General features: G+C 67.6%; 18 protein-coding genes and 1 tRNA gene. 13 read left to right on the top strand and 6 right to left on the bottom strand.

What is annotated here, in order from left to right:
• The first annotated feature begins 19 nt into the window (after positions 1 to 19).
• The 3 genes from BJ981_RS03860 (at position 20) to BJ981_RS03850 (ending at position 1,474) form a co-directional block, all read left to right on the top strand.
• The gene (locus BJ981_RS03860) at positions 20 to 502 is read left to right on the top strand and encodes a CarD family transcriptional regulator (RefSeq protein ID WP_114028347.1); all 483 of its coding nucleotides are present in this window, start codon (positions 20 to 22) and stop codon (positions 500 to 502) included.
• Between the two features lie 17 nt (positions 503 to 519).
• The gene (gene ispF, locus BJ981_RS03855; protein ID WP_184608343.1) at positions 520 to 1,008 is read left to right on the top strand and encodes a 2-C-methyl-D-erythritol 2,4-cyclodiphosphate synthase; all 489 of its coding nucleotides are present in this window, start codon (positions 520 to 522) and stop codon (positions 1,006 to 1,008) included.
• 196 nt (positions 1,009 to 1,204) lie between these two features.
• The gene (locus tag BJ981_RS03850) at positions 1,205 to 1,474 is read left to right on the top strand and encodes a GlsB/YeaQ/YmgE family stress response membrane protein (RefSeq protein ID WP_184608342.1); all 270 of its coding nucleotides are present in this window, start codon (positions 1,205 to 1,207) and stop codon (positions 1,472 to 1,474) included.
• A gap of 169 nt (positions 1,475 to 1,643) precedes the next feature.
• Here the strand turns inward: BJ981_RS03850 and BJ981_RS03845 are convergent, their stop codons facing one another.
• Positions 1,644 to 2,876 (bottom strand): DUF2637 domain-containing protein, encoded by a 1,233-nt coding sequence (locus BJ981_RS03845; protein ID WP_184608341.1) that lies wholly within the window; start codon positions 2,874 to 2,876, stop codon positions 1,644 to 1,646.
• A 486-nt stretch (positions 2,877 to 3,362) separates the two neighbouring features.
• Between BJ981_RS03845 and cysS the strand changes: the two genes are divergently transcribed.
• The 4 genes from cysS (at position 3,363) to BJ981_RS03825 (ending at position 6,805) form a co-directional block, all read left to right on the top strand.
• Positions 3,363 to 4,757, top strand: a complete 1,395-nt coding sequence (gene cysS / locus BJ981_RS03840; RefSeq protein WP_184608340.1) for a cysteine--tRNA ligase — start codon at positions 3,363 to 3,365, stop codon at positions 4,755 to 4,757.
• Between the two features lie 21 nt (positions 4,758 to 4,778).
• Positions 4,779 to 5,744: a 23S rRNA (guanosine(2251)-2'-O)-methyltransferase RlmB gene (gene rlmB / locus BJ981_RS03835; RefSeq protein WP_184608339.1), complete on the top strand. Its 966-nt coding sequence runs from the start codon at positions 4,779 to 4,781 to the stop codon at positions 5,742 to 5,744.
• 71 nt (positions 5,745 to 5,815) lie between these two features.
• A tRNA-Thr gene (locus BJ981_RS03830) sits at positions 5,816 to 5,888 on the top strand.
• Between the two features lie 170 nt (positions 5,889 to 6,058).
• Positions 6,059 to 6,805, top strand: coding sequence for a lytic polysaccharide monooxygenase (locus BJ981_RS03825; RefSeq protein ID WP_184608338.1), 747 nt, complete (start codon positions 6,059 to 6,061; stop codon positions 6,803 to 6,805).
• A gap of 407 nt (positions 6,806 to 7,212) precedes the next feature.
• Here the strand turns inward: BJ981_RS03825 and BJ981_RS03820 are convergent, their stop codons facing one another.
• On the bottom strand, positions 7,213 to 7,488 hold the full coding sequence (locus tag BJ981_RS03820) for a hypothetical protein (RefSeq protein WP_184616455.1): 276 nt from the start codon (positions 7,486 to 7,488) through the stop codon (positions 7,213 to 7,215).
• A 727-nt stretch (positions 7,489 to 8,215) separates the two neighbouring features.
• On the opposite strand from BJ981_RS03820, the gene BJ981_RS03815 reads away from it, so the two are divergent.
• Positions 8,216 to 11,215: a galactose-binding domain-containing protein gene (locus BJ981_RS03815; RefSeq protein WP_184608337.1), complete on the top strand. Its 3,000-nt coding sequence runs from the start codon at positions 8,216 to 8,218 to the stop codon at positions 11,213 to 11,215.
• A gap of 543 nt (positions 11,216 to 11,758) precedes the next feature.
• Here the strand turns inward: BJ981_RS03815 and BJ981_RS03810 are convergent.
• The 4 genes from BJ981_RS03810 to BJ981_RS03795 form a co-directional block, all read right to left on the bottom strand.
• Positions 11,759 to 12,607 (bottom strand): carbohydrate ABC transporter permease, encoded by an 849-nt coding sequence (locus tag BJ981_RS03810; protein ID WP_184608336.1) that lies wholly within the window; start codon positions 12,605 to 12,607, stop codon positions 11,759 to 11,761.
• On the bottom strand, positions 12,607 to 13,590 hold the full coding sequence (locus tag BJ981_RS03805; RefSeq protein WP_184608335.1) for a carbohydrate ABC transporter permease: 984 nt from the start codon (positions 13,588 to 13,590) through the stop codon (positions 12,607 to 12,609). Before BJ981_RS03805 ends, BJ981_RS03810 begins: the two co-directional genes overlap by 1 nt.
• Before the next feature lie 8 nt (positions 13,591 to 13,598).
• On the bottom strand, positions 13,599 to 14,939 hold the full coding sequence (locus tag BJ981_RS03800; protein ID WP_184608334.1) for an ABC transporter substrate-binding protein: 1,341 nt from the start codon (positions 14,937 to 14,939) through the stop codon (positions 13,599 to 13,601).
• Between the two features lie 63 nt (positions 14,940 to 15,002).
• Positions 15,003 to 16,895 carry a DUF5107 domain-containing protein gene (locus tag BJ981_RS03795; RefSeq protein WP_184608333.1) on the bottom strand — a complete coding sequence of 631 codons (1,893 nt, stop codon included), beginning with the start codon at positions 16,893 to 16,895 and terminating at the stop codon, positions 15,003 to 15,005.
• Positions 16,896 to 17,240: 345 nt separating this feature from the next.
• Here BJ981_RS03795 and BJ981_RS03790 point away from each other — a divergent pair, with 345 nt between their 5' ends.
• From BJ981_RS03790 to BJ981_RS03770, 5 genes are all read left to right on the top strand, one after another.
• Positions 17,241 to 18,443: an ROK family protein gene (locus BJ981_RS03790; RefSeq protein ID WP_184608332.1), complete on the top strand. Its 1,203-nt coding sequence runs from the start codon at positions 17,241 to 17,243 to the stop codon at positions 18,441 to 18,443.
• A 66-nt stretch (positions 18,444 to 18,509) separates the two neighbouring features.
• The gene (locus BJ981_RS38990) at positions 18,510 to 21,488 is read left to right on the top strand and encodes a discoidin domain-containing protein (protein ID WP_184608331.1); all 2,979 of its coding nucleotides are present in this window, start codon (positions 18,510 to 18,512) and stop codon (positions 21,486 to 21,488) included.
• Positions 21,489 to 21,915: 427 nt separating this feature from the next.
• On the top strand, positions 21,916 to 22,464 hold the full coding sequence (locus BJ981_RS03780) for a GntR family transcriptional regulator (protein ID WP_184608330.1): 549 nt from the start codon (positions 21,916 to 21,918) through the stop codon (positions 22,462 to 22,464).
• A 4-nt stretch (positions 22,465 to 22,468) separates the two neighbouring features.
• Positions 22,469 to 23,230, top strand: coding sequence for a GntR family transcriptional regulator (locus BJ981_RS03775; protein ID WP_184615580.1), 762 nt, complete (start codon positions 22,469 to 22,471; stop codon positions 23,228 to 23,230).
• Positions 23,231 to 23,427: 197 nt separating this feature from the next.
• Positions 23,428 to 23,871, top strand: coding sequence for an ATP-binding protein (locus BJ981_RS03770; RefSeq protein WP_184608329.1), 444 nt, complete (start codon positions 23,428 to 23,430; stop codon positions 23,869 to 23,871).
• Positions 23,872 to 25,131 lie beyond the last annotated feature (1,260 nt).

Genomic DNA, 25,131 nt, shown 5'->3' with positions numbered 1-25,131 from the left:
CGGAAGGGGTACTTGTCACATGACTTTCCAGGTCGGCGACACTGTCGTCTACCCCCACCACGGGGCTGCTCGAATCGAAGCCATCACAACCCGCACGATAAAGGGCGAGGACAGAACCTATCTGGTGCTGAAGGTCGACAAGGGCGACCTTACCGTTCAGGTGCCGGCAGAAAACGCCGAACTCGTTGGTGTGCGTGACGTTGTAGGCCAAGAGGGTCTAGAGCGTGTCTTCGATGTTCTGCGCATGCCGCACACGGAAGAGCCCACCAACTGGTCCCGCCGCTACAAGGCCAACCTCGAGAAGCTGGCGTCCGGCGACGTCAACAAGGTGGCCGAAGTGGTGCGCGACCTTTGGCGGCGAGACAAGGAGCGCGGTCTTTCCGCGGGTGAGAAGCGCATGCTCGCCAAGGCCAGGCAGATCCTGGTCAGCGAGCTCGCCCTCGCGGAGAAGACCAACGAGGACAAGGCCGAGGCCCTGCTCGACGAGGTTCTCAACTCCTGAAGATCGAACATCCACGGGTGGGCGTCGGGGTGGACGTCCACCCGTTCGCATCGGGTCGTGAGCTCCACCTGGCCGGCCTCCACTGGCCGGGGGAGACGGGGCTCTCGGGCCACTCCGACGGCGACGCCGCCGCGCACGCGTGCTGCGACGCCCTCCTGTCGGCGGCCGGTCTCGGCGATCTCGGAGGTCTGTTCGGTACCTCCGATCCCCGCTGGGCCGGCGCGTCCGGCGTCTCCCTGCTCGAAGAGGCGGCCCGGCACGTGCGTGCGGCCGGATTCGAGATCGGCAACCTCGCCGTACAGATCATCGGAAACCGTCCCAAACTCGCACCGCGCCGTGCCGAGGCGGAAAAAGTCCTCGGCGCGGCCGCCGGCGCGCCGGTCAGCGTGAGCGCCACCACCACCGACGGGCTCGGCCTCACCGGGCGCGGCGAGGGCGTGGCCGCCATCGCCACGGCCCTCGTTCTCCCGGTCGCGCCAACCGAACCGGCTTCGCACACGTCTTAGTTGCGGGATCCCGAAATCCGGAGGGCTCACCGGCCCGCGAGACCGGAGGACGGCGCCCCGCCAACCGGCGCGGTGCGGGGCGTCGTTCTCCTTTACCAGGCTTTGACCTGGAACTTTTGGCTTTTATGATTAGTTGTCCTCCAGGGGGTAGCCGTCTTCACAGCGTGAAGGTGCGACCCTCAAGTGGAGGCACAAGATGACCATTGAAAGCATTCTCGGCGCTATCGTCATCGGCGCGATCATCGGCGCTCTCGGGCGCCTTGTTCTGCCCGGCCGTCAGCCCATCGGGTGGCTCGTCACGATCATCGTCGGCATCGTCGCCGCCCTGATCGGTACCGCCATCGCCCAGGTGCTGGGTGTCGAGACGACTTCCGGGATCGACTGGATCGAGATCATCCTGCAGGTCGTCGTCGCCGTCATCGGTGTCGCCGTGGTGGCCGGGATCCGCGGTCGAACGAGGGTCTGACCTCGGACGGAGCGCACCGCTTCGCCGCCCCTTGCGGGAGGCGATCCGCGGCAGCGGCCCCCGGTAGACCCGCGGGCGGTCACGCGCACGGTGCGATGACTCCGCCGGAAACTGAAAGACCCGCCCGATCCCCACGGATCGGGCGGGTCTTTTCCATGCGGTCCTTCGTCTACTCCTCGGGGGGCAGCGGGGTGCTGCGCATGCGTCCCGACGGCGGCGCCGCGGCCCCTCCGTAGGGCGGGCGTCCGGCCTCGGGCGCCTCGTCCCGCGCGCCCGTCCCGGGGAGTGCGTCCTCGCGGAGGTGCGGATACGGCTGCGTGTCCTGCTCCTGCTCCTGCTCCTGCTTCCGGTCCCGGGGCTCGTCCCGGTCGGTGACGTGCGGGTACGGCTGCGTGTCGCCCAGGTCGCGCTCGGACGGCTTGGGAAGAGGATGTACGAGGACGTCGCCGCTCGCGGGCCGTACGAGATCGCCCCAGCGGACCGGGCGATCAGGAGACCTCTCCGGCGGTCCGCCCGCCGCCCCCGGACGAGGCTGGGGCACCAGCCGCTGCTCCGGCTCGGGCGGAGGAACGACGTGCTCGGGACCGCCGTGCTCGGGACCGCCCTGTTCTGGGCCGCCGTGCTCCGGGCCGTCGTGCTCGGGGCCGTCCTGTCCGTGCGGGTCGTCCCCGCCGGTCTCAAGCGGGCCGGTCTCGCGCGGGCCGTCGTGCTGATCGTCGGCCTTGTGAGCGTCGCCGGCATCGGCCGCGTCGTCCTGGAGGTCGTCCAGCCGGTCGTCCTCCCGCAGCGGCGGAAGCTCGTCCACGGTCGGCGTCTCCGGGGCGGGCGTCGGAGGCACGACGGGCGTGACCTCGGGTTCGTCCGGCTCGGCGGCGGCCGTCGCGTGGCCGTGATCGCGGGCGGGATGGGCGGCCGCGGGCGAGGCCGTCTCCAGCGGAGGCGCCAGCTCGGGGTCGCGTTCCTCGCCGCCGAAGGGCACGATGTCACGTTCCGCGGGCGGCGCCTGCGCCGTCTCGTAGGCGGGGAAACGCCGGGCCGGGAGCAGGAACAGCCACAGCCCGATCACGAACATCACCCACGGCGCCACGGCGACCGGCACCGTGGCGCGCCCCGGCTCGATCACCGTGCCCGTCGCGACGGCGATGTTCGCCGCGGCGGCGGCCACGATGAGCAGGACGAGGATCGCCATGGCCTGGGCGCGTACCAGGAGCCGCGCGGGGCGCAGGAGCAGCACGCTGATCAGCGCGATGGCCAGCAGCGCGTCGAACCCGGCGGGGTAGAGGTAGGCGAAGTCGGCGCGCGCCCCGCCGGTCACGGCGAGGGAGCGGATGGGCTCGAAGGAGAGCACACAGGCGGTGGCGGCGAGCCCGGCGACCGCGAGGGCCGCGACGGCGGTGCCCACACGGCGCAGCGCCAGCGCCGCTCCTGCGTGTTGAGCGGGTGGAGGCGGGATCTCGGACCGGCGGGAAGAGCGCGTCGCCGGCGGCGGGGGAGTGACGTCCATGGCTTTTCGAGCCTACAGAATCATGGCTCGCCTCACCGGGCGGCGCGGCCGCGCCACGCCAGGCTTCCGTGCGAGGTCGTGGTGGTCGCGGCGGCTCGGTCCGGCTCGCGGCACGGCTCTCGGTCCGACTCCAGGGTCTGACAGGAGCCTTACCCGACTAAATCTGGCATCCGGACATGCCACAAGATTCCCGATTTTTAGCCAGATCTGGGACTTCGCCCACTGTTCTCGTACAAAGCATTCCCGGCAAGTGGCTCTTAGAGGGAGAAGACGGGCGGTCGGACCACGCGTCCGGAAACCCGGAGCCGTTCACATTCGCTTTGAGGGCCGGTGAGGTACGGCAACCCGTCCTGTCAGGGCCTGTGAGGCATTAGCCTTGCCTTCGTGAGTCTGCGCCTATACGACACCGGAACCCGTGCGGTCCGCGAGTTCGTCCCCGTCCAGCCGGGCCGGGTCTCGATATACCTGTGCGGCGCGACCGTGCAGGCTCCGCCGCACATCGGGCACATCCGCTCGGGCGTCAACTTCGACGTCGTCCGCCGGTGGCTGACCCGCTCCGGCTTCGAGGTGTCCTTCTGCCGCAACGTCACCGACCTCGACGACAAGATCCTCCGCGTCGCCGCGGAGGAGGGCGTGCCCTGGTACGTCGTCGCCGAGCGCAACCAGCGCGCCTTCACCTGGGCCTACGACGCCCTCGGCTGCCTCCCGCCCACCGTCGAGCCTCGGGCGATGGGCCACATCCCCGAGATGGTCGAGCTGATCCAGCGCCTCATCGACAAGGGGCACGCCTACGCCGCGGGCGGCGACGTCTACTTCGACGTCATGTCCTACGCCGAGCGCTACGGCAGACTCTCCAACCAGCGCCCCGAGAACATGCGCGCCGCCGGCGACACCGACACCGACTGCAAGCGCGACCCCCGCGACTTCGCCCTGTGGAAGGGCGCCAAGCCCGGCGAGCCCACCTGGCCCACGCCGTGGGGCTCGGGCCGTCCCGGCTGGCACATCGAGTGCTCGGCGATGGCGACCAAGTACCTCGGCGAGACCTTCGACATCCACGGCGGCGGCGTCGACCTGATCTTCCCGCACCACGAGAACGAGGTCGCCCAGTCCCAGGCCGCCGGCGACGGCTTCGCCCGCTACTGGATGCACAACGGCATGCTGAAGGTCGGCGCCGAGAAGATGAGCAAGTCGCTCGGCAACTCCCTTCTCGTCCCGGCCATGCTGACCAAGGTGCGCCCCGTCGAGCTGCGCTACTACCTCGTCGCCGCTCACTACCGCTCCGCGATCGACTACTCCGAGGAGGCCCTGGCCGAGGCCGCCGCCGGCTACCAGCGCATCGAGGGCTTCGTCACCCGCGCCGCCGAGGTCATCCACGATGTCGACGCCGCCGCGCCGCTCCCGCAGGCCTTCGCCGACGCCTTGAACGACGACTTCGGCGTGCCGCAGGCCCTCGCCGTCGTCCACGAGGTCGTCCGCGAAGGAAACGTGGCCCTCGCCCACGGCAACAAGGAACAGGTCGCCCGTCTCCTGGCCGAGACCCAGAACATGCTCGACGTCCTCGGGCTCGACCCGCGCTCGCCGCAGTGGCGGTCGTCCTCCGCAGGCTCCGGCCTGCGCGAGACCGTGGACGCCCTGGTCAGGGTCGCTCTGGAACAGCGCCAGGCCGCCCGCGCCCGCAAGGACTACGCCGCCGCCGACGCCATCCGCGACCAGCTCGCGGCGGCCGGCGTCGTCGTCGAGGACACCCCCCAAGGTCCGCGATGGGAAATCGCGCACTGATCGCGACGGTAGGCTGACACCATGGCAGGTGGGGGTAAAGGGTCGGGCAGGCCCGCGAAGAGGCAAGGCGCCACACGGGGCACCGGCGGCAAGGGCCGCAGGAGCCTGGCGGGCAAGGGGGCGACACCTCCCGCCAGCGAACGGCACTGGTTCAAGGACCGCCAGCGCGCCTCCGGTGCCGCGGCACCCTCTCCCAGGGAAGGCGCCGCCCCCGCTCGCCCGGCGCGCGGTCCCCGGCGGGACGACGCTCCCGAGGTCATCGGCGGGCGCAACCCCGTCGTCGAGGCCCTGCGCGCCGAGGTTCCCGCCACGGCGATGTACGTCGCCCAGCGCATCGACCACGACGACCGCGTCCGCGAGGCCATCAAGATCGCGTCCAACCGTGGCATCGCCCTGCTGGAGGTCAGCCGCGACAAGCTCGACCGGCTCACCGACGGCACCGTCCACCAGGGCCTCGGCCTCCAGCTCCCGCCCTACGACTACGCCCACCCGGCCGACCTGGTCGAACACGCGCAGGACGCCGCAGAGGTCCCCCTGATCATCGCCCTGGACGGCGTCACCGACCCGCGCAACCTCGGCGCCATCGCCCGCTCCGCCACCGCCTTCGGCGCCCACGGCATCCTCGTGCCCGCCCGCCGCTCGGCCGGCGTCACGGCCGGCGCCTGGAAGACCTCCGCCGGCACCCTCGCCCACATGCCCGTGGCCCGCGCCGCCAACCTCACCAGCGCCCTGCGCGAGTACCGCGAACGCGGCCTGTTCGTCATCGGCCTCGACGGCGAGGGCCGCACCGACATCGCCGACGTCGACCTCGCCACCGAGCCCCTCGTCGTGGTGATCGGCTCCGAAGGCAAGGGCCTGTCCCGCCTCGTCCGCGAGTCCTGCGACGTCGTCGCCCGCATCCCCATGCGCGCCGCCGCCGAATCCTTGAACGCCGGCGTAGCGACGGGCATAGCCCTCTACGAAATAGCCCGCCACCGCCGCCGCTGACCCCTCACCCCCGCCGTAACCTCGGTGCCACCGCCTACCCTGACCCACTAAACTCAGAGGCACGCACCACCGCCGACGTAGCTCAATCGGCAGAGCAACGGTCTTGTAAACCGTAGGTCAGGGGTTCGATTCCCCTCGTCGGCTCCCCAAGGCCCCTGCGCCACCCGCCAGGGGCCTTCTCCATGCGGACCTGTCCTCAGACAGCGGCAGGGCAGGAGACAGCCGAGCGTGGTGACGACACGCTTACCGTTGGCCTTCACTGTTAGGAAACTTTCCTTTATATTAAGTTATCCCCCCAGTGAAGGAAGCATGACATGCGAAGAGTGGTCACGTTGCTGTCCTCGGCGGCCATCGCCGCGGCCAGTGTGGTGTTCGTGGCGACGCCGGCCTCCGCGCACGGCTACATCACGTCGCCGCCTAGCCGGCAGGCGAACTGCGCGCAGGGCAAGGTCTCCAAGTGCGGCGACATCATCTACGAGCCCTACAGCGTCGAGGGGCCCAAGGGGCAGCGCAACTGCAGCGCCGGCGACTCCCGCTGGGCGCCGCTGGACGACGACAGCAAGGCCTGGCCGGCGGCCAAGGTCGGCGACTCCATCACCTTCCAGTGGTCCCTCAAGGTCCCGCACGCCACCAGCACGTGGGAGTACTACGTCGGCGGCACCAAGATCGCGTCCTTCGACGACAGGGGCAGGGTGCCCAGCTCGTCGGTCTCGCACACGGTGAACCTCGGTGGCAGGACCGGCCGCATCAAGCTGCTGGCCATCTGGAACATCGCCGACACGGCGATGGCGTTCTACAACTGCGTCGACCTGCAGGTCGGCTCCGGCGGTCCCGACCCGACCCCTACCCCCACGCCGACCGTGACCCCCACGCCCACCCCGACCCGGACGCCGACCCCGACCCCGACGGTCGTCCCCAACGGTCCGTGGACGGCGGGCACCGCCTACACCCCGGGCTCGCAGGTCACCTACAACGGCGCCACCTACCGGTGCCTGCAGTCGCACACCGCCCTGCCCGGCTGGGAGCCGCCGAACGTCCCGGCGCTCTGGGCCCGCGTCTGATCCGCTGCCGTTCGACTTGAGATATACCCGCCTCTGGCTCTGTCGGTGAGAAGTGACGGCACTTGCCGGCAGAGCTGGAGATGGGGGAAACCGGCGGGCTTGCATACCTCTGGTTAAGACTGCAATTCCCCTCGTCGGCTCCCACGCCAAAAGCCCCTCGGCATGCTCGCCAGGGGCTTTTGCCGCCGGATTCTGCAGACAAGCGCTACTCGACGGCTGAAGCGAACCTTGTCGGCACCTGCTACGCCGGTGCGGAACCCATCGCGCACCCCACCCAGGCGACATCCTCACGGCTGTTCTCCGCCCTCACGGAAGGAGATTCTGCGCTGGTCGCCGGATGACACCACCACCAGGCGGTCACCCGCCGATACCGCCAGCGCAGATCTCAACCGTGATCAGAGTGTCGGTTAGAACCCGAAGCCGAAGCCGGGGATGCTGACACCGCCCACCCCCACGAAGGGGTATGCGAAGGCGGCGGCCTCCGGGATGGTCACGATGTCCACAACGCTGTCGCCCGCACCGCCGAAGCCACCGAAGCCACCAAAGCCGCCTGAGCCGCCGTCCCCCTCCCAGTTCGTGCCGATGGTGGTGTATGCGCTCGCGCCGCTGGCGGTGATGGCACCGAGACCGGTGAGTGCCGCCGTGACGGCCAGTATCGCCGCGTATTTCTTGATATGTCGCACTGCGTTCCCCCTTGACGGATCGACTGGCGGAGCGGAAGCGTTTATCCGCCTTCCAGGTAACGCGCTGACGCCTTAACCTGCCGCTGCCCGCCTAGTTTCCCGATCGCTGAATGCGACAAACGATCACTCTTGCATCTTGACTGCAACTTAAATGCCTATTGGATTATTAAATCCTATATTTCCTATTTTGTCCCGACGTGTCTTTCGGGGCCGGCGACGGCATGTGATCGGTAACTACTCGTTGGCCAAGGCCGATGCGGGGCCCGATTGGCTGGTGATGGAGTGTGCGACTGTCTCGGCGTGGCCGATGAGAAAGCACGCCCCAGGTTGCCAGATGTCGTCACGGCGGATGTCGGTCCCGGCCCGTGACCGCTCGCGAGACGCGCTCGCTTCCCAGGCCGACGCCCCGGCTGGTTCCGCCAGGCTCGGCTAGGCAGGCCGTCACCAGATGCGGTGAGCAGGGGGCGGGCTGGGTGCGTCCGGATGGCCCTGGACCCCGTGGGGCGGCGCATCGGTGGCCTGGACGGCGGCACCTGGCTCACCCGGCCGCGGTACGCGGCTCAATGTGACGCGACCGCGTGACCTGCGGCGCTTCCCGGTTTGTGCGTGGAGCATGGCGCCCGGGAACGGCCCGTTCGGCGAAGGGCCCTTGACAAACCGGCGATCAGCCTCCTTTACTTCAAGGCACTTATTTATGTGACTTCCGAAAATCGGGAGGGTCCACTCCATGCCCCGCCTACGCCCGGTCCTCGCGGCCCTGGGTGTCACCATCGCGGCCACGGCCGTCGTCGCGACGGCACCGTCACCCGCATCGGCGACACCCCCGCTTCCCCCCGCTGCCACCTACACCGTCACGACGGGTGCCACCGGCCCCAACCAGTACTCGACCGATTCTCCGGCGTCGCCGTTCGTCGATAAGGACGGGACGTTTTACACCCAGCAGTCCGCGGCTCTGTACGGCCCGAAGGACGAGCGTTACTGGGCGTTCTTCACCGGTACCGACTTCGACGACGCGTCCCGCTCGTCGGCGATCAGCGACGCGGTCAACCCGGGCAACCCACAGGACAAGAACAACGACACCACCTGGCGGTGCAACAACAGCCCGACGGGGAAGATCGCCTCGATCCCGCCCCAGGGCCAATGGCAGAAGAACTACTGCGATCTGATCGGTACCTGGGTCGATCCCGATACCGGTGACTGGGTCGGGTTGGTGCACAACGAGTTCACGATGTTCCCGTTCGGGGACGGCATGCACTACGACTCGATCGATTACGCGGTGTCCACTGATCAGGGGCGGACGTGGGACATCAAGGACCATGTCATCACCTCGCCCTACAGCACGGTGCGGGGTGACACTCAGGCGTTTCCGAACCAGACGTACTACTTCGGTGGTGGTGATCAGCGGTTGTTCGCTGATCCGGCCTCGGGGTACTTCTATGTGTTCTACGGGTCGCAGGTCATCAACAAGCCGGGGCAGGCGGGCCGGTGGAACATGCGGAATGAGCATGTGGCCAGGGCGCCGATGTCGGGCAAGCTGGCGCCGGGGACGTGGCAGAAGTGGTACGACGGCGCCTGGACCGAGGCCGGTATCGGGGGCAAGGAAAGCAACATCGTCCCGGTCACCGCGTCCAACCCCAACGGGTACACCCCGCCGGCCAATGACTACAACCCGCTCAATGCCGGTTCCATCGACCAGCAGGTCGCCGCGGGCTTGATGCCCGATCAGTCGCCGTTGTTGTACATGAGCGTGACCTACAACGCCTATCTGGGCCTGTATCTGGCCACGGCCAACCCGATCAACCCCAACAATTCGGCCAATGCGATGCCGGTGTTCGCCACCGATGATCTGTCGACGCAGAAGTGGTACAAGATCGGCGACACCGGCGGCGTCCGGTACGCCGACTATTGGTATCACTGGCTGGTGGATCCGGTGGGCAAGGCCAGCGGCACGATCACCGGGCGCACCTTCCGCGAGTACTGCGACTTCGGCTGTCCCAGTGGCCGCTCGGAATGGCGCAACATCACCATCGACAGCAGCAGTCCCGCCGCGCCGGTCAGCCCGAGCCTCGCCTACCAGATCACCAGCTCCTCGGGCCGGACCCTGGCCCAGGTCTCCGGGTCGTCGGCGACCACCTCGGTGGCCTCACCGACCGGCTCGGCGCGGGAAAGGTGGTCGTTCCAGCCCACCGGCGACGGCGCCTACGCCATTGTCAACGTAGACAGCGGGCTGGCGCTCGGCGTCGACTCCGCCACGACCACCTCCCGTGCCTGGGGCACCAAGCTCACCGTCGCCCCCGCGGACGGCACGGCCGGGCAGCAGTGGTTCATCGTCAAGAACGTCGCGCCCGCGGGCTCCTACCGCCTGGTCAACCGCCACAGCGGCCTGGTGCTCGGCATGTCGTCGGACGCCGAGCGGCCGGCGGAGACCACCCCGACACGGTCGTGGACCAACGCCACCGGCAACCCCGTCGGCGGCACCCGCACCGCCGCCGAACAAACCGTCACCCTCAAGGCGGTCGGCCAAGGCGTCAACCTGGCCCTGAACAAGCCGGCCACCGCACAGAGCATCCAGTCGCCCGGGCATGCGGCGGACCGTGCCGTCGACTCCAACACCAAATCGTTCTGGGCTGCCGACGGCCCGCTTCCGCAGTGGTGGCAGGTCGACCTGCAGGGCGTCTACCAGCTCAGCAACATCACCATCACCAACGACCACCGCCCCAAGCGCTTCTACCAGTACGACGTCCAGGTCAGCACCGACGGTTCGAAGTGGACCACGGTCGCGGCCAAGGACACCACCGACCCGGCGACCGACACCGGGGACAGCTATCCGGTGAGCGCGACCGCCCGGTACGTCCGGGTGAACATGACCGGCGGTTCTGAGCGTGCCGGGGGTCGTATCGAGGATGTCGTCGTCAACGGGATTCCCGTTCCGAATCTGGCCCTGAACAAGCCGGCCACCGCGCAGAGCAGCGGGACCGGGCACGCCGCGGGTCTGGCGGTCGACTCCGACACCGGCTCGTTCTGGGCCGCCGACGGCCCGCTGCCGCAGTGGTGGCAGGTCGATCTGAAGGACGTCTACCAGCTCAGCAACATCACCGTCGTCAATCCTCCCGGCGGCAACCGCTCCTACCAGTACAACGTCCAGGTCAGCACCGACGGCACGAAGTGGAGCACGGTCGCGACCAAGGACACCACCGACCCCGCGACCGACACCGGGGACCTCTATCCGCTGATCGCGACCGCCCGGTACGTCCGGGTGAACATGACCGGCGCCTCCGCCGGCGCCGACGGCCACCTCGCCACGGTCGTCGTCAACGGGATCCCCGCCCCGAATCTGGCCCTGAACAAGCCGGCCACCGCGCAGAGCAGCGAGGCCGGGCATCCCGCGGGTCTGGCGGTCGACTCCGACACCGGGTCGTACTGGGCCACTTGGCCGCTGCCCGGGTGGTGGCAGGTCGATCTGCAGGACGTCTACCGGCTCAGCAACATCACCGTCACCAACTACTACCTCGACGGCCGCTACTACAAGTACAACGTCCAGGTCAGCACCGACGGCACGACGTGGACCACGGTCGGCACCAAGGACACCACCAGCCCGGCGACCAGCAAGGGGGACAGCTACCCACTGGCCGCGGCCGCCCGGTACGTACGGGTGACCATAACCCAGAACTCCGCCAACCCCAGCGGGCACATCACCAACGTCGTCGTCAACGGAACCAAGGCCTGACCTGAGGTCGTAGAACAAGCCCTGACAGATCTCTGCTCCGCCCCCAACGTTCGACACGGGGGCGGAGCAGAGGCGTATCCGGGGTTCGTCCGAACACGTGGGGCAGGTCGATGACCCAGGCGGCGTTCGGCCGGGCGTGGTCACGCCGCATCCTGTCGCTCGCGTGCTTGTCCCGGATCGGGCGTGGTGGTGCTGATTCAGCCTGCCGCGCCGCGGGCCCTGCAGGCCGCGGCGCGCATGCGCCCCTGGATGGTAAGGCGAGGCCACTCGGTGTCCTTCGCTGCGACCGCGGCCAGACCGCGAGGGCGCCGTAGCCGGCCAGTTCAGCGTCGCGAACCGCGAGGGCGACCGCCTCTGAGCGGCATAAGGAGGTGCTGGTGGAAATGGATCAGCCGTGTCCATTCGGACACGGCTGATCGGCTCGACACCGGACACGCCGGCGTGCCATCCCGCGGCGGGCATGCTCACCGCCCCGCGGTCACCACGGCGGGGCGGTTCAGCGAGCGGCCACGATGATCCCGCTCAAGGGTTCTGTCCCTTGGTTCACTTGCCGGCGCCGAGGGTCATGCCTTCCATGATTCGGCGGCTGAGCCAGATGTAGACGGCGATGATGGGCAGGATCACGATGATGACGCCGGCGAACAGGCCGCCCCAGTTGGATGTGTACTGCATGGTCTGGTAGAGGCCGAGAAGTGCCTGGGGCAGCGTGTACTGCTCGGTGTCGGTGATGAGCATCAGGGCCAGGAGGGTCTCGTTCCAGAGGCTGATCACCGTGAGGATGAACGCGGTGATCAGGCCCGGCTGGGCGAGCGGGAGCATGATCTGGGCGAAGATGCGGGCTCCGCCGGCGCCGTCGAGGGCGGCGGCTTCCTCGATCTCGGTGGGCAGGGTGCGGAAGAAGCTGGTGAGCAGGAAGATCGCGAACGGTAGCGATGTGGCCACGTAGATGGCGGAGAGGCTGATGCGGTCGTCCCACCATCCGAAGGCGTCGTTGAAGGTCATCGAGATCTTCTGCATGAGGATGAAGACCGGAACGATCATCGCCTGGATCGGAATGCCCATGCCGACCGCGAAGAAGGTGGTCAGCGGACCGGCGGTGCGCGTACCGCTCCGGGTCAGCATGTACGCGGTCGGCGCCGCCAGGACGATCGTGGTCACCGATGCCGTGGTCACGATGACGACCGAGTTGAAGAAGCCCTGGCCCATCTCCGAAACGCTCCAGGCGCTTTCGTAGTTGGGCCATCGCGGGCTGGCGGGAAGCTTGAACGGGGAGCCGAAGACTTCACCGCTGCTCTTCAGTGACGTGAACGCGATCCAGACGAACAGCAGGACGTTGGATACGACCCACAGCCATACGAAGGCGCGGACGAGCGGACTGAGTGTCTTTCCCATCAGTAGGTCACCGCGTCTCGGCGCATGACCCGTCGCATGAAGACGACGAGGATGACGATCAGTGCCACCATCACCACGCCCATGGCGCATCCATAACCCATGTCGTAGGCGGGGTTCTTGCCGCCCGTCGTCATGAGGAACTGGTAGATCGGAACCGTGCGGACCTGCTCGGGCGGGTTGCCGGCGGTGCCGGTGAAGGCGTAGACGAACTCGAAGATCCTCAGCGAGTTGATGACCCAGAGCACGGCCGCCACCGCGATGACGTCCCAACTGAGCGGGAGCGTCACATACCGCCACTGCTGGAGTCGTGTCGCGCCCGCCACCTGCGCGTCCTCGTAGAAGAATTTCGGGATGCGGTCGGCGCCGGCCATGAGGAGCATGACGTAGAAGCCGGTGCTGACCCAGATGACGCCGACGAGGATGGTCGTGAAGATCTGGTCCGGCGCCAGCCAGGGCTTGGCCAGCGAGGACAGGCCGACTCCTCGCAGACCGCTGTTGAGCAGGCCGTCGGGGTCAAGGAAGAGCCCCAGGCCGACCCCGATGGCGATCGGCGAGATGATGTAGGGCAGGAACAGCAGAGCCTGCAGGCCCTTGCGGAATCTCATCTGGCGCAGGAAGGCGCTGATGAGGAACGCCAGGACGAAGATGGCCACGCCGCAGATGACGAGGATCTTCAGGGAGTTGCCGAAGGCCGTCATGAAAGCGGGATCGTCCCAGAGACGCTGATAGTTCTTCGCCCCGATGAACCGCATCTGGTCGCCGGAGCCCCGCCAGGACTGGAAGCTGATCCACAACCCGGCCAGAGCCGGTCCGAAGAACAGCGCCAGATAGACCAGCAACGCCGGTGCGACGAACGGCCAGTACAGCTTTCTCCGCTGCCGGCTCAGGGCGCTGGACCGGTCCGAAGCAGACCGTGAGCGGATGAGGCGTGGGGTTCGGGCGGCGGCGGTCGCGCCGCCGCCGCCCGCGATCTTGGTCCTCATGTGCTGTTCTACTGGCCGTTCTGGTAAAGCTTGATGGTCTTTTCCTTGAGCTGCTTGATGAAGCCGGCCGCGTCGAGCTTTCCGTTGAAGAAGTCGGCGTTGGTCTGCTCCCACACGTTGGTCGCCCACTGCGGCGCGACCGCGGAGACGTTGTCGTTCGGCGGGTAGACGTTCTCGCCCGCGGCCACGAACTCCTTCTGGAAGTCGGCGAGTTCCGCCGGCGCGGCGACGTCGCTTCGTGGCGTGAGGTTCTTGGCCTCAGAGGCGATCTTGCCGATGCGGTCCTTGTTCATGAAGAAGGCGATGAACTTCTTGGCCTCGGCCGCGTGCTTGGCCTTGGCGGGGACCGCGAAGCCGATGACTCCGGCGCTGGCGGCGTTGTCGCCCTTGCCGCCGGTGACCTTGGGGAAGGGGAAGGAGCGATACTGGAACCCGGGCGCGGCCTGCGGGCCGGTCTCGCTCGGCGCCCAGGTGCCCATGAGCAACACGTCAGTGGGAGACTTACCCGCCGCCCAGTTGTTCTGCTGGGCCGGCCATTTCGTGGCGTTGGAGTTCTTGACGATGTAGCCGCCCTTGATCAGCTTTTCCATGTCGGTGGCCGCGGCGATGAAGGCCGGGTCGTCGAAGGTGGCGCCGGTCTTGTCCTGCGCCGCCTTGTTCAGCAGCCCGACTCCGCCGTGCCGGATGACCGACCAGGTGGTCCAGCCGGCGACGTAGCCCGCGACGTCCCCGTCGAGCGCGATGGGGGTGCGGCCCCTGCCCTTCTGGGCGTCGAGCCAGGTCATGAACTCGTCCCAGGTCGCGGGCTGCTTGGTGGCCAGACCGTTGTCGGCGTTGGCGCCGTTGTACCAGAGGGTGTTGCCGATGATCTCGTATGGCACGATCCACGGCTCGCCGCCGCTGGTCTTGTACGGACCGACCAGGCCGGCCGGGATGACCTCACTGACCTTCTTGCTCTCGCCGTCGATGGCCGCGGAGTAGACGTCGGCGAGGCCGGTCACCCCGTCGACCTTCACCAGGGCGCCGCTGATCTCGGCGCCGCCGTTGTCGGTGAGGTCGGGCACGTTGCCGGTGTTCATCCGGGCCGCCACGCTCTGGAGCACGTCACGGCCGGTCCACTGCACCTTGACCTTGATCTTGGTGGCGGCGGTGAACTCGTCGATCGCGGCCTGGAGGACCTTCTGCTGGTCTTCGCCCTGCTTCCACATGGACCAGTAGGTGAGCTCACCACCGGGGGTGGAGCCGGAGGAGTTGTCCTTGCCGTCGGCACCGCAGGCGGCCAGCGGCGCCGCGAGCATCGCCGCGACCGCGACGGTGAGCAGTTTGTGCTGCTTCCAGGCCATGTTCATGGTTGTTGCACTTCCTTCAAGGTTGTTCTGCCTGGGTTCTGGTCCGGGATGAACGGGCTCGTCTCACGCCATCCGGAAGTCGTAGGGGCGCGGCATCGGGTTCTCCTCCCGCACGCGCCGCGCGGTGGATGCCGGATCGGCTGCGGCGGCCCGGGCCTCGTGGTAGCGGAACCACAGGTCGCCGAGGGAGTCCTCGCCTTCACGCAGGTCGTCGACGACCAGGCTGGTGTCGGCGACGCGCTGTGCCCGTTCCAGCCGGCCCGCCCTGATGGCGGCGGCGCATTCGAGCATGCGGATGCGGCCGTGCGTACGCGTGTCGGGGGCGAGTCCGTCGACGAACGTGAGCGCTTCCGCCGGATCGACCTCGATGAGCACCTCGAGGGCTTCGACGGCCAGTGCGCGAACCGCGGGTGCCATGGAGTGCGCCTCGCGCAGCAGTACGGCCGCCGACGCGACATCGCCCGCCTGCCGTGCCACGACAGCGAGATTGCGCAGCGCCCAGGGGTTGCGAGCGAGGGCCAGCGACGACTCCCATGCCGCCGCCGCGCCTTCGGCATCGCCCGCGTGGAAGCGGGCCACACCCAGGTGGAGCAGTCCCGGCCAGGTGGGGGGCGCCATCTCGAGGAGCGCCCGCCAGTCCGGCCCGACCTGGTAGGACACCGGCGCCGTGTTAGGCGTGCCCTCGGGCACCTGGCCGGTCCGCAGCAGCTCCAGCCAGGGCTCCTGCTCGGCGCCCAGCGTCGAGTCGGGGAAGGGGGTGGCGGGTGAGGTGAGCCGGCGCCGCCGGGATTCCAGTGCACCCCAGCCGGAGCCGGCGTGCAGGATCTCGGTCGGCGGCCGGTCGAGGCAGCCCTCGACGCCGTCCATGGCCGACCTTGGAAGCAGGGACTCAAGGGCCGCCTCCGGATCGCCGCCGGCGTGCAGAAGTCCGTACGCCTCGACCCAGGACCAGCTCTCACCGGCGGGCAGGGCCAGGTGCTCGAGCTGGGTTCGGGCCAGCCCGGCCTGGATCTCCAGATAGGGCGATCCCGGCGGGGACAGCCACTCCTGCCAGCGCCGCCCGCCCGCACCCTGCCCCCACACGAACAGTTTCCGCCCACGCAGCCGGTCGGTGGAGACGTGCACCAGGCCCGTGCCGTCCGAGTCGAGCGCGGCGATCCATTTCCTGTTCTCGCGAGGGATGTCGAAGAAGTGGTCTGTAGCGCGCTTGATCGCGAAGGGATCGCCGTCCGGGGCCGTGACGTAGTCGAGGCCGGTGCCGTCGTGGCCGCGCCAGGCGTGGGAGGCGGGCGCCAGCACCCGCATGCCAGGCTCCTCGGGCACGGCGATGTTGGACCACCAGTAGACCGGCACCTCGTGCTGGTTCGGGTTGACGATCCTGACCTGGACGAACAGGACCGGCGAGCCGGGCGGCGCCCAGATGTCGAGCTGGTATGCCAACCCGCGCATCCGCTCCCACTCCCACAACCGCAGCACCTCGACGCCGTCCGGCCGCACCACGCGAGCAGCGTGTACCGGCGCGCAGGTGAGGGCCGTGTGGCCGGTCGTGCCGAGATTCCATTCCACGCCGCCGGCGAACCACGCGTTACGCAGCGCCAGGTTCGCCACCTGAACGAACGGATTGCGGTGGAGTAGTTCGCGCCCTGTCGGCTTGTGCACCAGAGACCACATCCGCCCGCCGAGGCCCAGCAGGAACTCCGCCCGCAGGACATCGCTCTCCACCACCGCGGTGGACAGCGTCCGGTCGGTCAGATCCCGGGTGTACCCGTCCTGCATGGTGTACGGCAGGATCGACGACATACGCCCGTAGGCCAGGTTGGCGACCATCTCCTCATCGGCATCGGCCACCTGCGGGGGCCTTGTCGCCAGTTCGGCGGTCACCAGCGAAGGAAGCGGATTCTCCTCGCCGAGATCGGCGACGGGGATCGCCATGTGCGACAGCCGCACCGTGCTCATCGGCCCGACTCCGTCCCGGCCAGGATCGTCCGACCGGCCGCCAACTCCGTCTTCATCTGCAGGCCTCCTCGCGGCCGGGGTGCCCGGCCCCCCGAGCCGGCGCACGACATCATCATCGCGAGCCGGCGCTATTTATGATAGGCATGTAAATAAGTGCTTGAAGTAAAGGCTCAGGGGTGGGCTGCCGTCAAGGGGGGCCGGTCGCGCCGTTACCGATTCGTTCCTATCGTGGACAGGTGGCGAGTGTCGGCCCAGGTGGAGCGTCATGGGCGCGCATGATCAGGCAAGCCTGGGGATTCTCGTGTACTTTTCGTAACCGCATCAAGAGGTGCCATCAGGCCGAGAATGAAGAAGGACGGGAGGGTCAGCGCCGTGTCGGAGTCGATGCCCAGTGCCGCGCGGGATCAGACCATGCTGCGCCGGGCGAACGAACTCACCGTCCTCGCGGTGCTGCGCGACGGGACGTCACGCGTCATGCGGGAGATCGCCGACGAAACAGGGCTGTCCTGGCGTACCGCGAACGTGGTGACCGAGTCGTTGGAGGCACACGGGTGGCTGGCCAGTGAGGCCGATACCAACGGCAAGCGCCTGGGCAGGCCCGCCCGCCGCTACCGCTTCCGAGCCGATGTCGGCCACGTGGCAGGGATCGACATCGCCGCGCACGCCATCAGCGTCTTCATCGCCGATCTCGCCGGGACCATCGTCGGGAGACACCAGGTGTCGGTGTCACCCGGCGACGCGGCGGCCGACAGGCTCGCCACGGCGGAAGCGACCTTGCGGGCGGCGCTTTCGACCGCCCGGCTCGACGGGACGGGTGTGTGGGCGGCGGCTGTGGGATCGACCGGCATCATCGGCCCGGATGGCGTGGTCAGCAAGTCGGCCGTGCTTCCCGGATGGACCGGAGTCGACCCTGGGGCGCGGCTGGCGCACCTGCTGCGCTGCCCGGTATCGGTCACCAACGACTGCAACCTCGCCGTGCTGGCCGAACGCTGGCACGGCCACCGTGCCGACACCATGATCTACCTGCTTACCGGCGTCCGGCTCGGCACCGGGCTGGTCATCGGCGGTCAGCTGCATCGCGGCTCGGCCGGCGCCGCCGGCGAGATCGGCGAGATCCGGGAGTTCGGCTGGCATGACGCCGCGGAGCGGCTGGCCGCGGCCGCGCCCGGCCCGGTCTCGGACCTCGACCGGGCCGCCGCGCAGGTCTTCGCCGCCGCACGGGACGGCGACGCCGGATGCCTGCGCGCCGTCGAGCAGTTCAGCACGGACGTGGCCCGAGGGCTGACCGCGATGGTCCTGACCATCGACCCGGACCTCGTCGTGATCGGTGGTGGCTTCGCGCACGCCGCCGACCTCCTCCTGCCGCGACTTCGGCAACGGCTGGCCGGCACCTGTCCGCACACCCCACGGCTGGAGGCCTCCGAGCTGGGCGACGAATCGGTCGGCCTCGGTGCGGTGCGGCTCGCCCTGGACACCATCGACCAGCGCATCACCGCCCTCGACAGCGCGACCCCGCTGACACCGGCGGCGATCTCGGGGACCTCTTGACAAGTCCGCGGACGAGCCTCTAAATGAAGGCACTTATTTATGTGCCCTCTGTAAGTGGGAGGTCTCGTGGCACGTCTACTCCCGGCCCTCGCGGTCCTCGGCGTCACCATCGCGACCACAATGGTCGCCTTGGCCGCGCCGGCAGCGGGGGCTCCTCCGCTTCCCCCTGCTGCCACCTACACCGTCACGACGGGTGCCACCGGCCCCAACCAGTACTCGACCGATTCTCCGGCGTCGCCGTTCGTCGATAAGGACGGGACGTTTTACACCCAGCAGTCCGCGGCTCTGTACGGCCCGAAGGACGAGCGTTACTGGGCGTTCTTCACCGGTACCGACTTCGACGACGCGTCCCGCTCGTCGGCGATCAGCGACGCGGTCAACCCGGGCAACCCACAGGACAAGAACAACGACACCACCTGGCGGTGCAACAACAGCCCGACGGGGAAGATCGCCTCGATCCCGCCCCAGGGCCAATGGCAGAAGAACTACTGCGATCTGATCGGTACCTGGGTCGATCCCGATACCGGTGACTGGGTCGGGTTGGTGCACAACGAGTTCACGATGTTCCCGTTCGGGGACGGCATGCACTACGACTCGATCGATTACGCGGTGTCCACTGATCAGGGGCGGACGTGGGACATCAAGGACCATGTCATCACCTCGCCCTACAGCACGGTGCGGGGTGACACTCAGGCGTTTCCGAACCAGACGTACTACTTCGGTGGTGGTGATCAGCGGTTGTTCGCTGATCCGGCCTCGGGGTACTTCTATGTGTTCTACGGGTCGCAGGTCATCAACAAGCCGGGGCAGGCGGGCCGGTGGAACATGCGGAATGAGCATGTGGCCAGGGCGCCGATGTCGGGCAAGCTGGCGCCGGGGACGTGGCAGAAGTGGTACGACGGCGCCTGGACCGAGGCCGGTATCGGGGGCAAGGAAAGCAACATCGTCCCGGTCACCGCGTCCAACCCCAACGGGTACACCCCGCCGGCCAATGACTACAACCCGCTCAATGCCGGTTCCATCGACCAGCAGGTCGCCGCGGGCTTGATGCCCGATCAGTCGCCGTTGTTGTACATGAGCGTGACCTACAACGCCTATCTGGGCCTGTATCTGGCCACGGCCAACCCGATCAACCCCAACAATTCGGCCAATGCGATGCCGGTGTTCGCCACCGATGATCTGTCGACGCAGAAGTGGTACAAGATCGGCGACACCGGCGGCGTCCGGTACGCCGACTATTGGTATCACTGGCTGGTGGATCCGGTGGGCAAGGCCAGCGGCACGATCACCGGGCGCACCTTCCGCGAGTACTGCGACTTCGGCTGTCCCAGTGGCCGCTCGGAATGGCGCAACATCACCATCGACAGCACCACTCCCGCGGCACCCGTCAGCCCCGCCTCGGCATATCGGATCGGCAGCGGAGACGGGCGCATCCTTGCCCAGGTCTCCGGCTCGTCGGCGACCACCTCGGTGGCCTCACCCACCGGCTCGGCACTGGAGAGCTGGACCTTCCAGCCCACCGGCGACGGCGCCTACACCATCGTCAACAGCGGCAGCGGCCAGGCACTCGGCGTGGCCTCCGCCACCACGGCTACCCGAGCCTGGGGCACCAAGCCCACGGTCAGCACGCTCACCGGAGCAGTCGGGCAGCAGTGGTTCGTCATCAAGAGCACCTCACCATCGGCCTCGTACCGGCTGGTCAACCGCTACAGCGGCCTCGCTCTGGCGATGTCGCCGGATGCCACCCGCCTCGCCGAAACCACGCCGGTGCGGGCGTGGACCAACACCACCGGCAGCCCGATCGGCGGGACCCGCACCGCGGCCGAGCAGACCCTCACCCTCACCACGGTCGGGCAGGCACCCAACCTGGCCTTGAACAAGCCGGCCACGGCGCAAAGCAGCGAAGGCGGTCACACCCCGGACAAGGCCGTGGACACAGACCCGGCGTCGTACTGGGCCGGCGGGCCGGTGCCGCAGTGGTGGCAGGTCGACCTGCAGGGTGTTTACCAGCTCAGCAACGTCAACGTCACCAACTACTTCGCTGACTCCCGCTCCTACCAGTACAACATTCAGGCCAGTGTCAACGGCACCACCTGGACGACAGTCGCCACCAAGAGCAACACCAGCCCAGCCACCAGCGCAGGCGACAGTTACCCGCTGAACGCGGTGGCCAGGTACCTGCGGGTCACCATGACTTTCAACTCCGCCAACGGCAGCGGCCACATCACCAACGTCGTCGTCAACGGGGTGCCCGCCCTCAACCTGGCGCTGAACAAGCCGGCCACGGCGCAGAGCAGCGAAGGCGGTCATACGCCGGACAAGGCCGTGGACGCAGACCCGGCGTCGTACTGGGCCGCCGGCCCGGTGCCGCAGTGGTGGCAGGTCGATCTGCAAGACCTGTACACCCTCGACAACGTCACCGTCACCAACTACTACGGCGACTCCCGCTCCTACCAGTACAACATCCAGGCCAGCGTCAACGGCACCACCTGGACCACCATCGCCACCAAGTCCGGCACCAGTCCGGCCACCTCTGCCGGAGACAGCCACGCGGTCAACGCGCAGGCCCGCTACCTGCGGGTGAACATGACCTCCAACTCCGCCAACAGCAGCGCCCACATCACCAACGTGATCGTCAACGGTCAGAAGGCGCCCAACCTGGCACTGGGCAAGCCCGCCACCGCGCAAAGCAGCGAGGGCGGTCACACCCCGGACAAGGCCGTGGACACAGACCCGGCGTCGTACTGGGCCGCCGGCCCGGTACCGCAGTGGTGGCAGGTCGACCTGCAGGCGACATACCAGCTGAGCAACGTCACCGTCACCAACTATCACGGCGACACCCGCTCCTACCAGTACAACATCCAGGCCAGCACCGACGGCACCACCTGGACCACCATCGCCACCAAGTCCGGCACCACCCCGGCCACCTCCGCCGGAGACAGCCACGCGGTCAACGCACAGGCCCGCTACCTGCGAGTGACCATAACCTCCAACTCCGCCAACACCAGCGCCCACATCACCAACATGGTCGTCAACGGCCTCTAGCCCAACAACCTGTACACGGCAGGGCCACCCCCACCGCCTCACCCCCGAGGCACCCGCCACTGCCGAGCCCAGTCCCCTGTGAATCTTCGAACGTCCACCTTCCCGGCCGGTTCGGCAAACCGGCCGGGAAGCCCGTGGGTGCCAGCAACTCGCTCAACCAATCAGTCCGCCGTAGAAATGGTCCTTCGCTCCGCTCAGGGCTGTTTTCCCAGAGGCTCCGCCCCTTCGACCCCGGAACGCTGAGGGGACGAACCTGCGGCTCACGACGAGTATCAAACGGGATTCTTGCTGGAGAGTTGGTCGCAGAGCGCGCACGGTGCGATCACAGGTCCCGCGCGGCCGCCGCAGGAGCAGTGCTGTGAGCAGTACAGTGGCACATGTATACGACTTTGCTACCTAAGGTGCTATGGCAGTGGGGAGTCGGGGCATGACACGCGATCCGTGGACGGACGTCGGTGACTCGGCGGCTTACCTGGCGCCTCGCGCCCAGGGGCGGCCAGATGCGTGGACCGAGGAACTGGCCCAGACTAGACGGTCAGGCTCGCAGCGGCTCATCAAGGTCGCGGAGTTGGTACCGCCGTCAGAGGTGGCCGACGCCCTGGGCTTGTCGTCCGCAGATCACGTCGTGGTGCGCCGTCGTGTCATGCTGATCGACGACCGGCCTGTGGAACTCGCCGACTCCTACTACCCGGCAAGGCTGGCGTCCGGGACCTTGCTGGGGGAGATGCGGAAGATCCCCGGCGGTGCTCCCACGCTCCTGGCCGAACTCGGATACCGCCCGAAGGAGGCGCTTGAGGAGCTCACCGTACGACCCGCCACCGAGAGGGAAGCCGAGGGGCTCGCGCTGACGCCGGGCTCGCTGGTGGTCGTGTTGTTTCGGATCGTGGTCGGCGTGGACGGGGTACCGTTCGAGGTCAGTGTGATGACGATGCGTCCGGAAGGTCGGCGCTTCCGCTACCGAGTGAAGGTTGGCTGACATAGTGGCGAGGAAGACCGATGGTCGTCCTAGGCACCAGCAGATCGCTGCCGAGATACGGACACTGATCATGTCGGGCGACCTAACGCCCGGCAGCCGGCTGCCCAGCACGCAGCAGCTCATGGCGCAGTACAGCGTCACCAGCCAAACCGTCCAGCGCACACTCAACGTCCTAAAGGAGGAAGGATTCCTCGTCGGACGTGCTGGAGTGGGCGTGTACGTCCGCGACGACGCGCCGCTGATCATCACGCCGGTGGCGTACATGCCCTCACCCGGACCAGACATGCCGTATCCATGGATGACCGAGGCCGCCAAGCGGGCACAACGCGGAAGCGTCAAGCTGCTGAAGGTTGCAGAGGTCTGTCCGCCGGCGGCGATCGCCGAGGTGTTCGGCCTCGGCGAGGGCGAACAGGTTTCCCTGCGCCATCAACTTCTGATGCTGAACGACGAGCCGGCCGAGCTGGCCTCGATCTACCACCCGCTGAGCATCGCCAAAGGCACGCCACTGTCCGAGCGCCGTAAGATCCCCGGCGGCTCCTCGCGCATCCTGACAGACCTCGGCTATCCGCCACGTGAGTGGACCGACCACCTCTCAGCCCGCCTGCCCACTACCGATGAACTGGAGACCCTGAACCTGCCGGACGACGTCCCCGTCCTCCGCACCTTCCGGACCGTGTACACGGACAAGACACGTTCTATCGAGGTCCAGATCCTGATCAAGGGCGGCCATCTGTACGAGCTGGCCTACCACCAGACCATCGCTTGACCTGCATCATCCTCTAGTGCTCTGAGTGACATGTTGGTACTCCATGCGTGTCATCACCTTACTACCTTAGGTGCTAAGGACCTAAGATTGGGATTCATCGCGACCAGTTCTTCACTGACGTGCGCACACCACAGAAGCACGTACGTCCAGGGCTGGCCGAGCATCATGAACCCTGCCAAAGGAGCACAGATGCAGGCATGGCTCTGACCGGCATGAGCGCCAACGAGCCGACAACGGCCCCATGCGGACCGCCCAGCGAAAAGAACGCGACAACCCGGAGCCAGTCATTCCCGGGACACAAGGACCAGGTACGCGAAGCCCGGCGCTTCGCCCGCACCTGCCTGCCCGACCATCCCGACGCCGAACTCATCACCAGCGAACTGGTGACCAACGCCATCACCTACACCGGCAGCGGCCGCCCCGACGGAACCTTTACAGTCACCCTCATCGCCCACCCGGACGGAACCGCCTACCTAGAGATCACCGACCAGGGCGGCCCCGCCACCTTCGGCCCCCGCACCTGCCACAGCGAAGGCGGACGAGGACTCCCTCTGATCGCGGCTCTCGCCACCACATGGGGCATCAAAGGCGACCACACCAGCCGAACCGTCTGGGCCGAACTACCCCCACCACGCCCATGACCGACATACAAACCCCAAGACGTGCAACCCCACCCATGACCCATCACCACACAGCCTCGACAGCCCACGCCCCCCGAAGCGATAACGCCGACCTGCCCGGCCGACTGCCTCAGACTCGTCCTGTCGACCACCCCCCACAACACCGTCACCCACGGCTACGGGGACCCATACGACCAAGCCCGAACCGTCGCAGACATGATCCCCCTCTGGCATACCCACAGCCCCAACCAGATCCAGGACTTGGGCCCCCACCGCATCGGCGAAATCGAACTCACCTTGGTCTACATCGCACCCCCGCCCAGGCGCCTGAAGGGGTAGAGGATCAAGCAAGGCCCCTGGTGACCTGGGCGATGAACTCACCCGTTCCCGGATGACGCGCACCGCACCCGCCCGGGCTCCAAATCGAACGCGCGTCTGGTTTCTCCCACACCCAACCCTTTTTAGGTCAGGTCTCCCCGGTGCGAGGAGGGAGCCAGCGGTGGCGGGCGGTAGCGGGCCCCGACGCCCGTAGAACGGCCGTTCTCCCCCACTGCAGGCCATCCGCTGGCAGCCGGCCGAAGGCGGTGCACGCCTGCAAGCGACTCGAACGCGTCGAAGCCCACGTTGACCAGCTACACACGCCTCCCCGACCAATGCATCTAGGAGTACGACCCGGTGACCATTCACGGCGCCGACCTCTGGGACACAAACTACCTGTCCTGCCGAGCAGACCTTCCGCTTGTGAAGCGAATTCGGCGATCTTGGTCGGCTCTGCACGATTACATCTGCCGAATCAGATGCAGCTCTGCGCTGATTAGGGGCAGTCAATTTTTAGGGCTTCCGGAAAGCCCGAACTGATCACCAGTGGTGACCGTCCCTATCCCTTGACTGTCTGACCAGGGTCTTTGCATTACGCAGGTGGTCATTTCCGGGGTCGGCCAGTCGGTTTCGGCCATTGGAACGTTACGGATACTGGCGGCGTGTCGGACGTGTTTATCGTCACATTGCCTCGAAAGCCTGTTCGAGGTAAAAGGCTTTTGACAGATCAACATGAAACCCATTGGGGTGGTTGTGAAATTAAGAAATTCCTTCAGTTGTCCTCCACGCCTGCCCGTGAGCTGCGACGCAGATTTCGTCTCGGTGACCGTGTCGACCCTCGCGGCGCCCTGCGCGACGCAGGAGGCATGCTGGCGGCCACGCCCGGTAGAAGGACGGCTTACCAGTCCCACCAAGGCCAATCTCACTTCGAAAGCCACTCGGGTCCCGCAACCGGCGGACCTG

Origin of the sequence: Sphaerisporangium krabiense (genome assembly GCF_014200435.1) — a bacterium.
GTDB classification, from domain to species: domain Bacteria; phylum Actinomycetota; class Actinomycetes; order Streptosporangiales; family Streptosporangiaceae; genus Sphaerisporangium; species Sphaerisporangium krabiense.
This window is presented reverse-complemented; position numbering and strand designations above follow the sequence as displayed.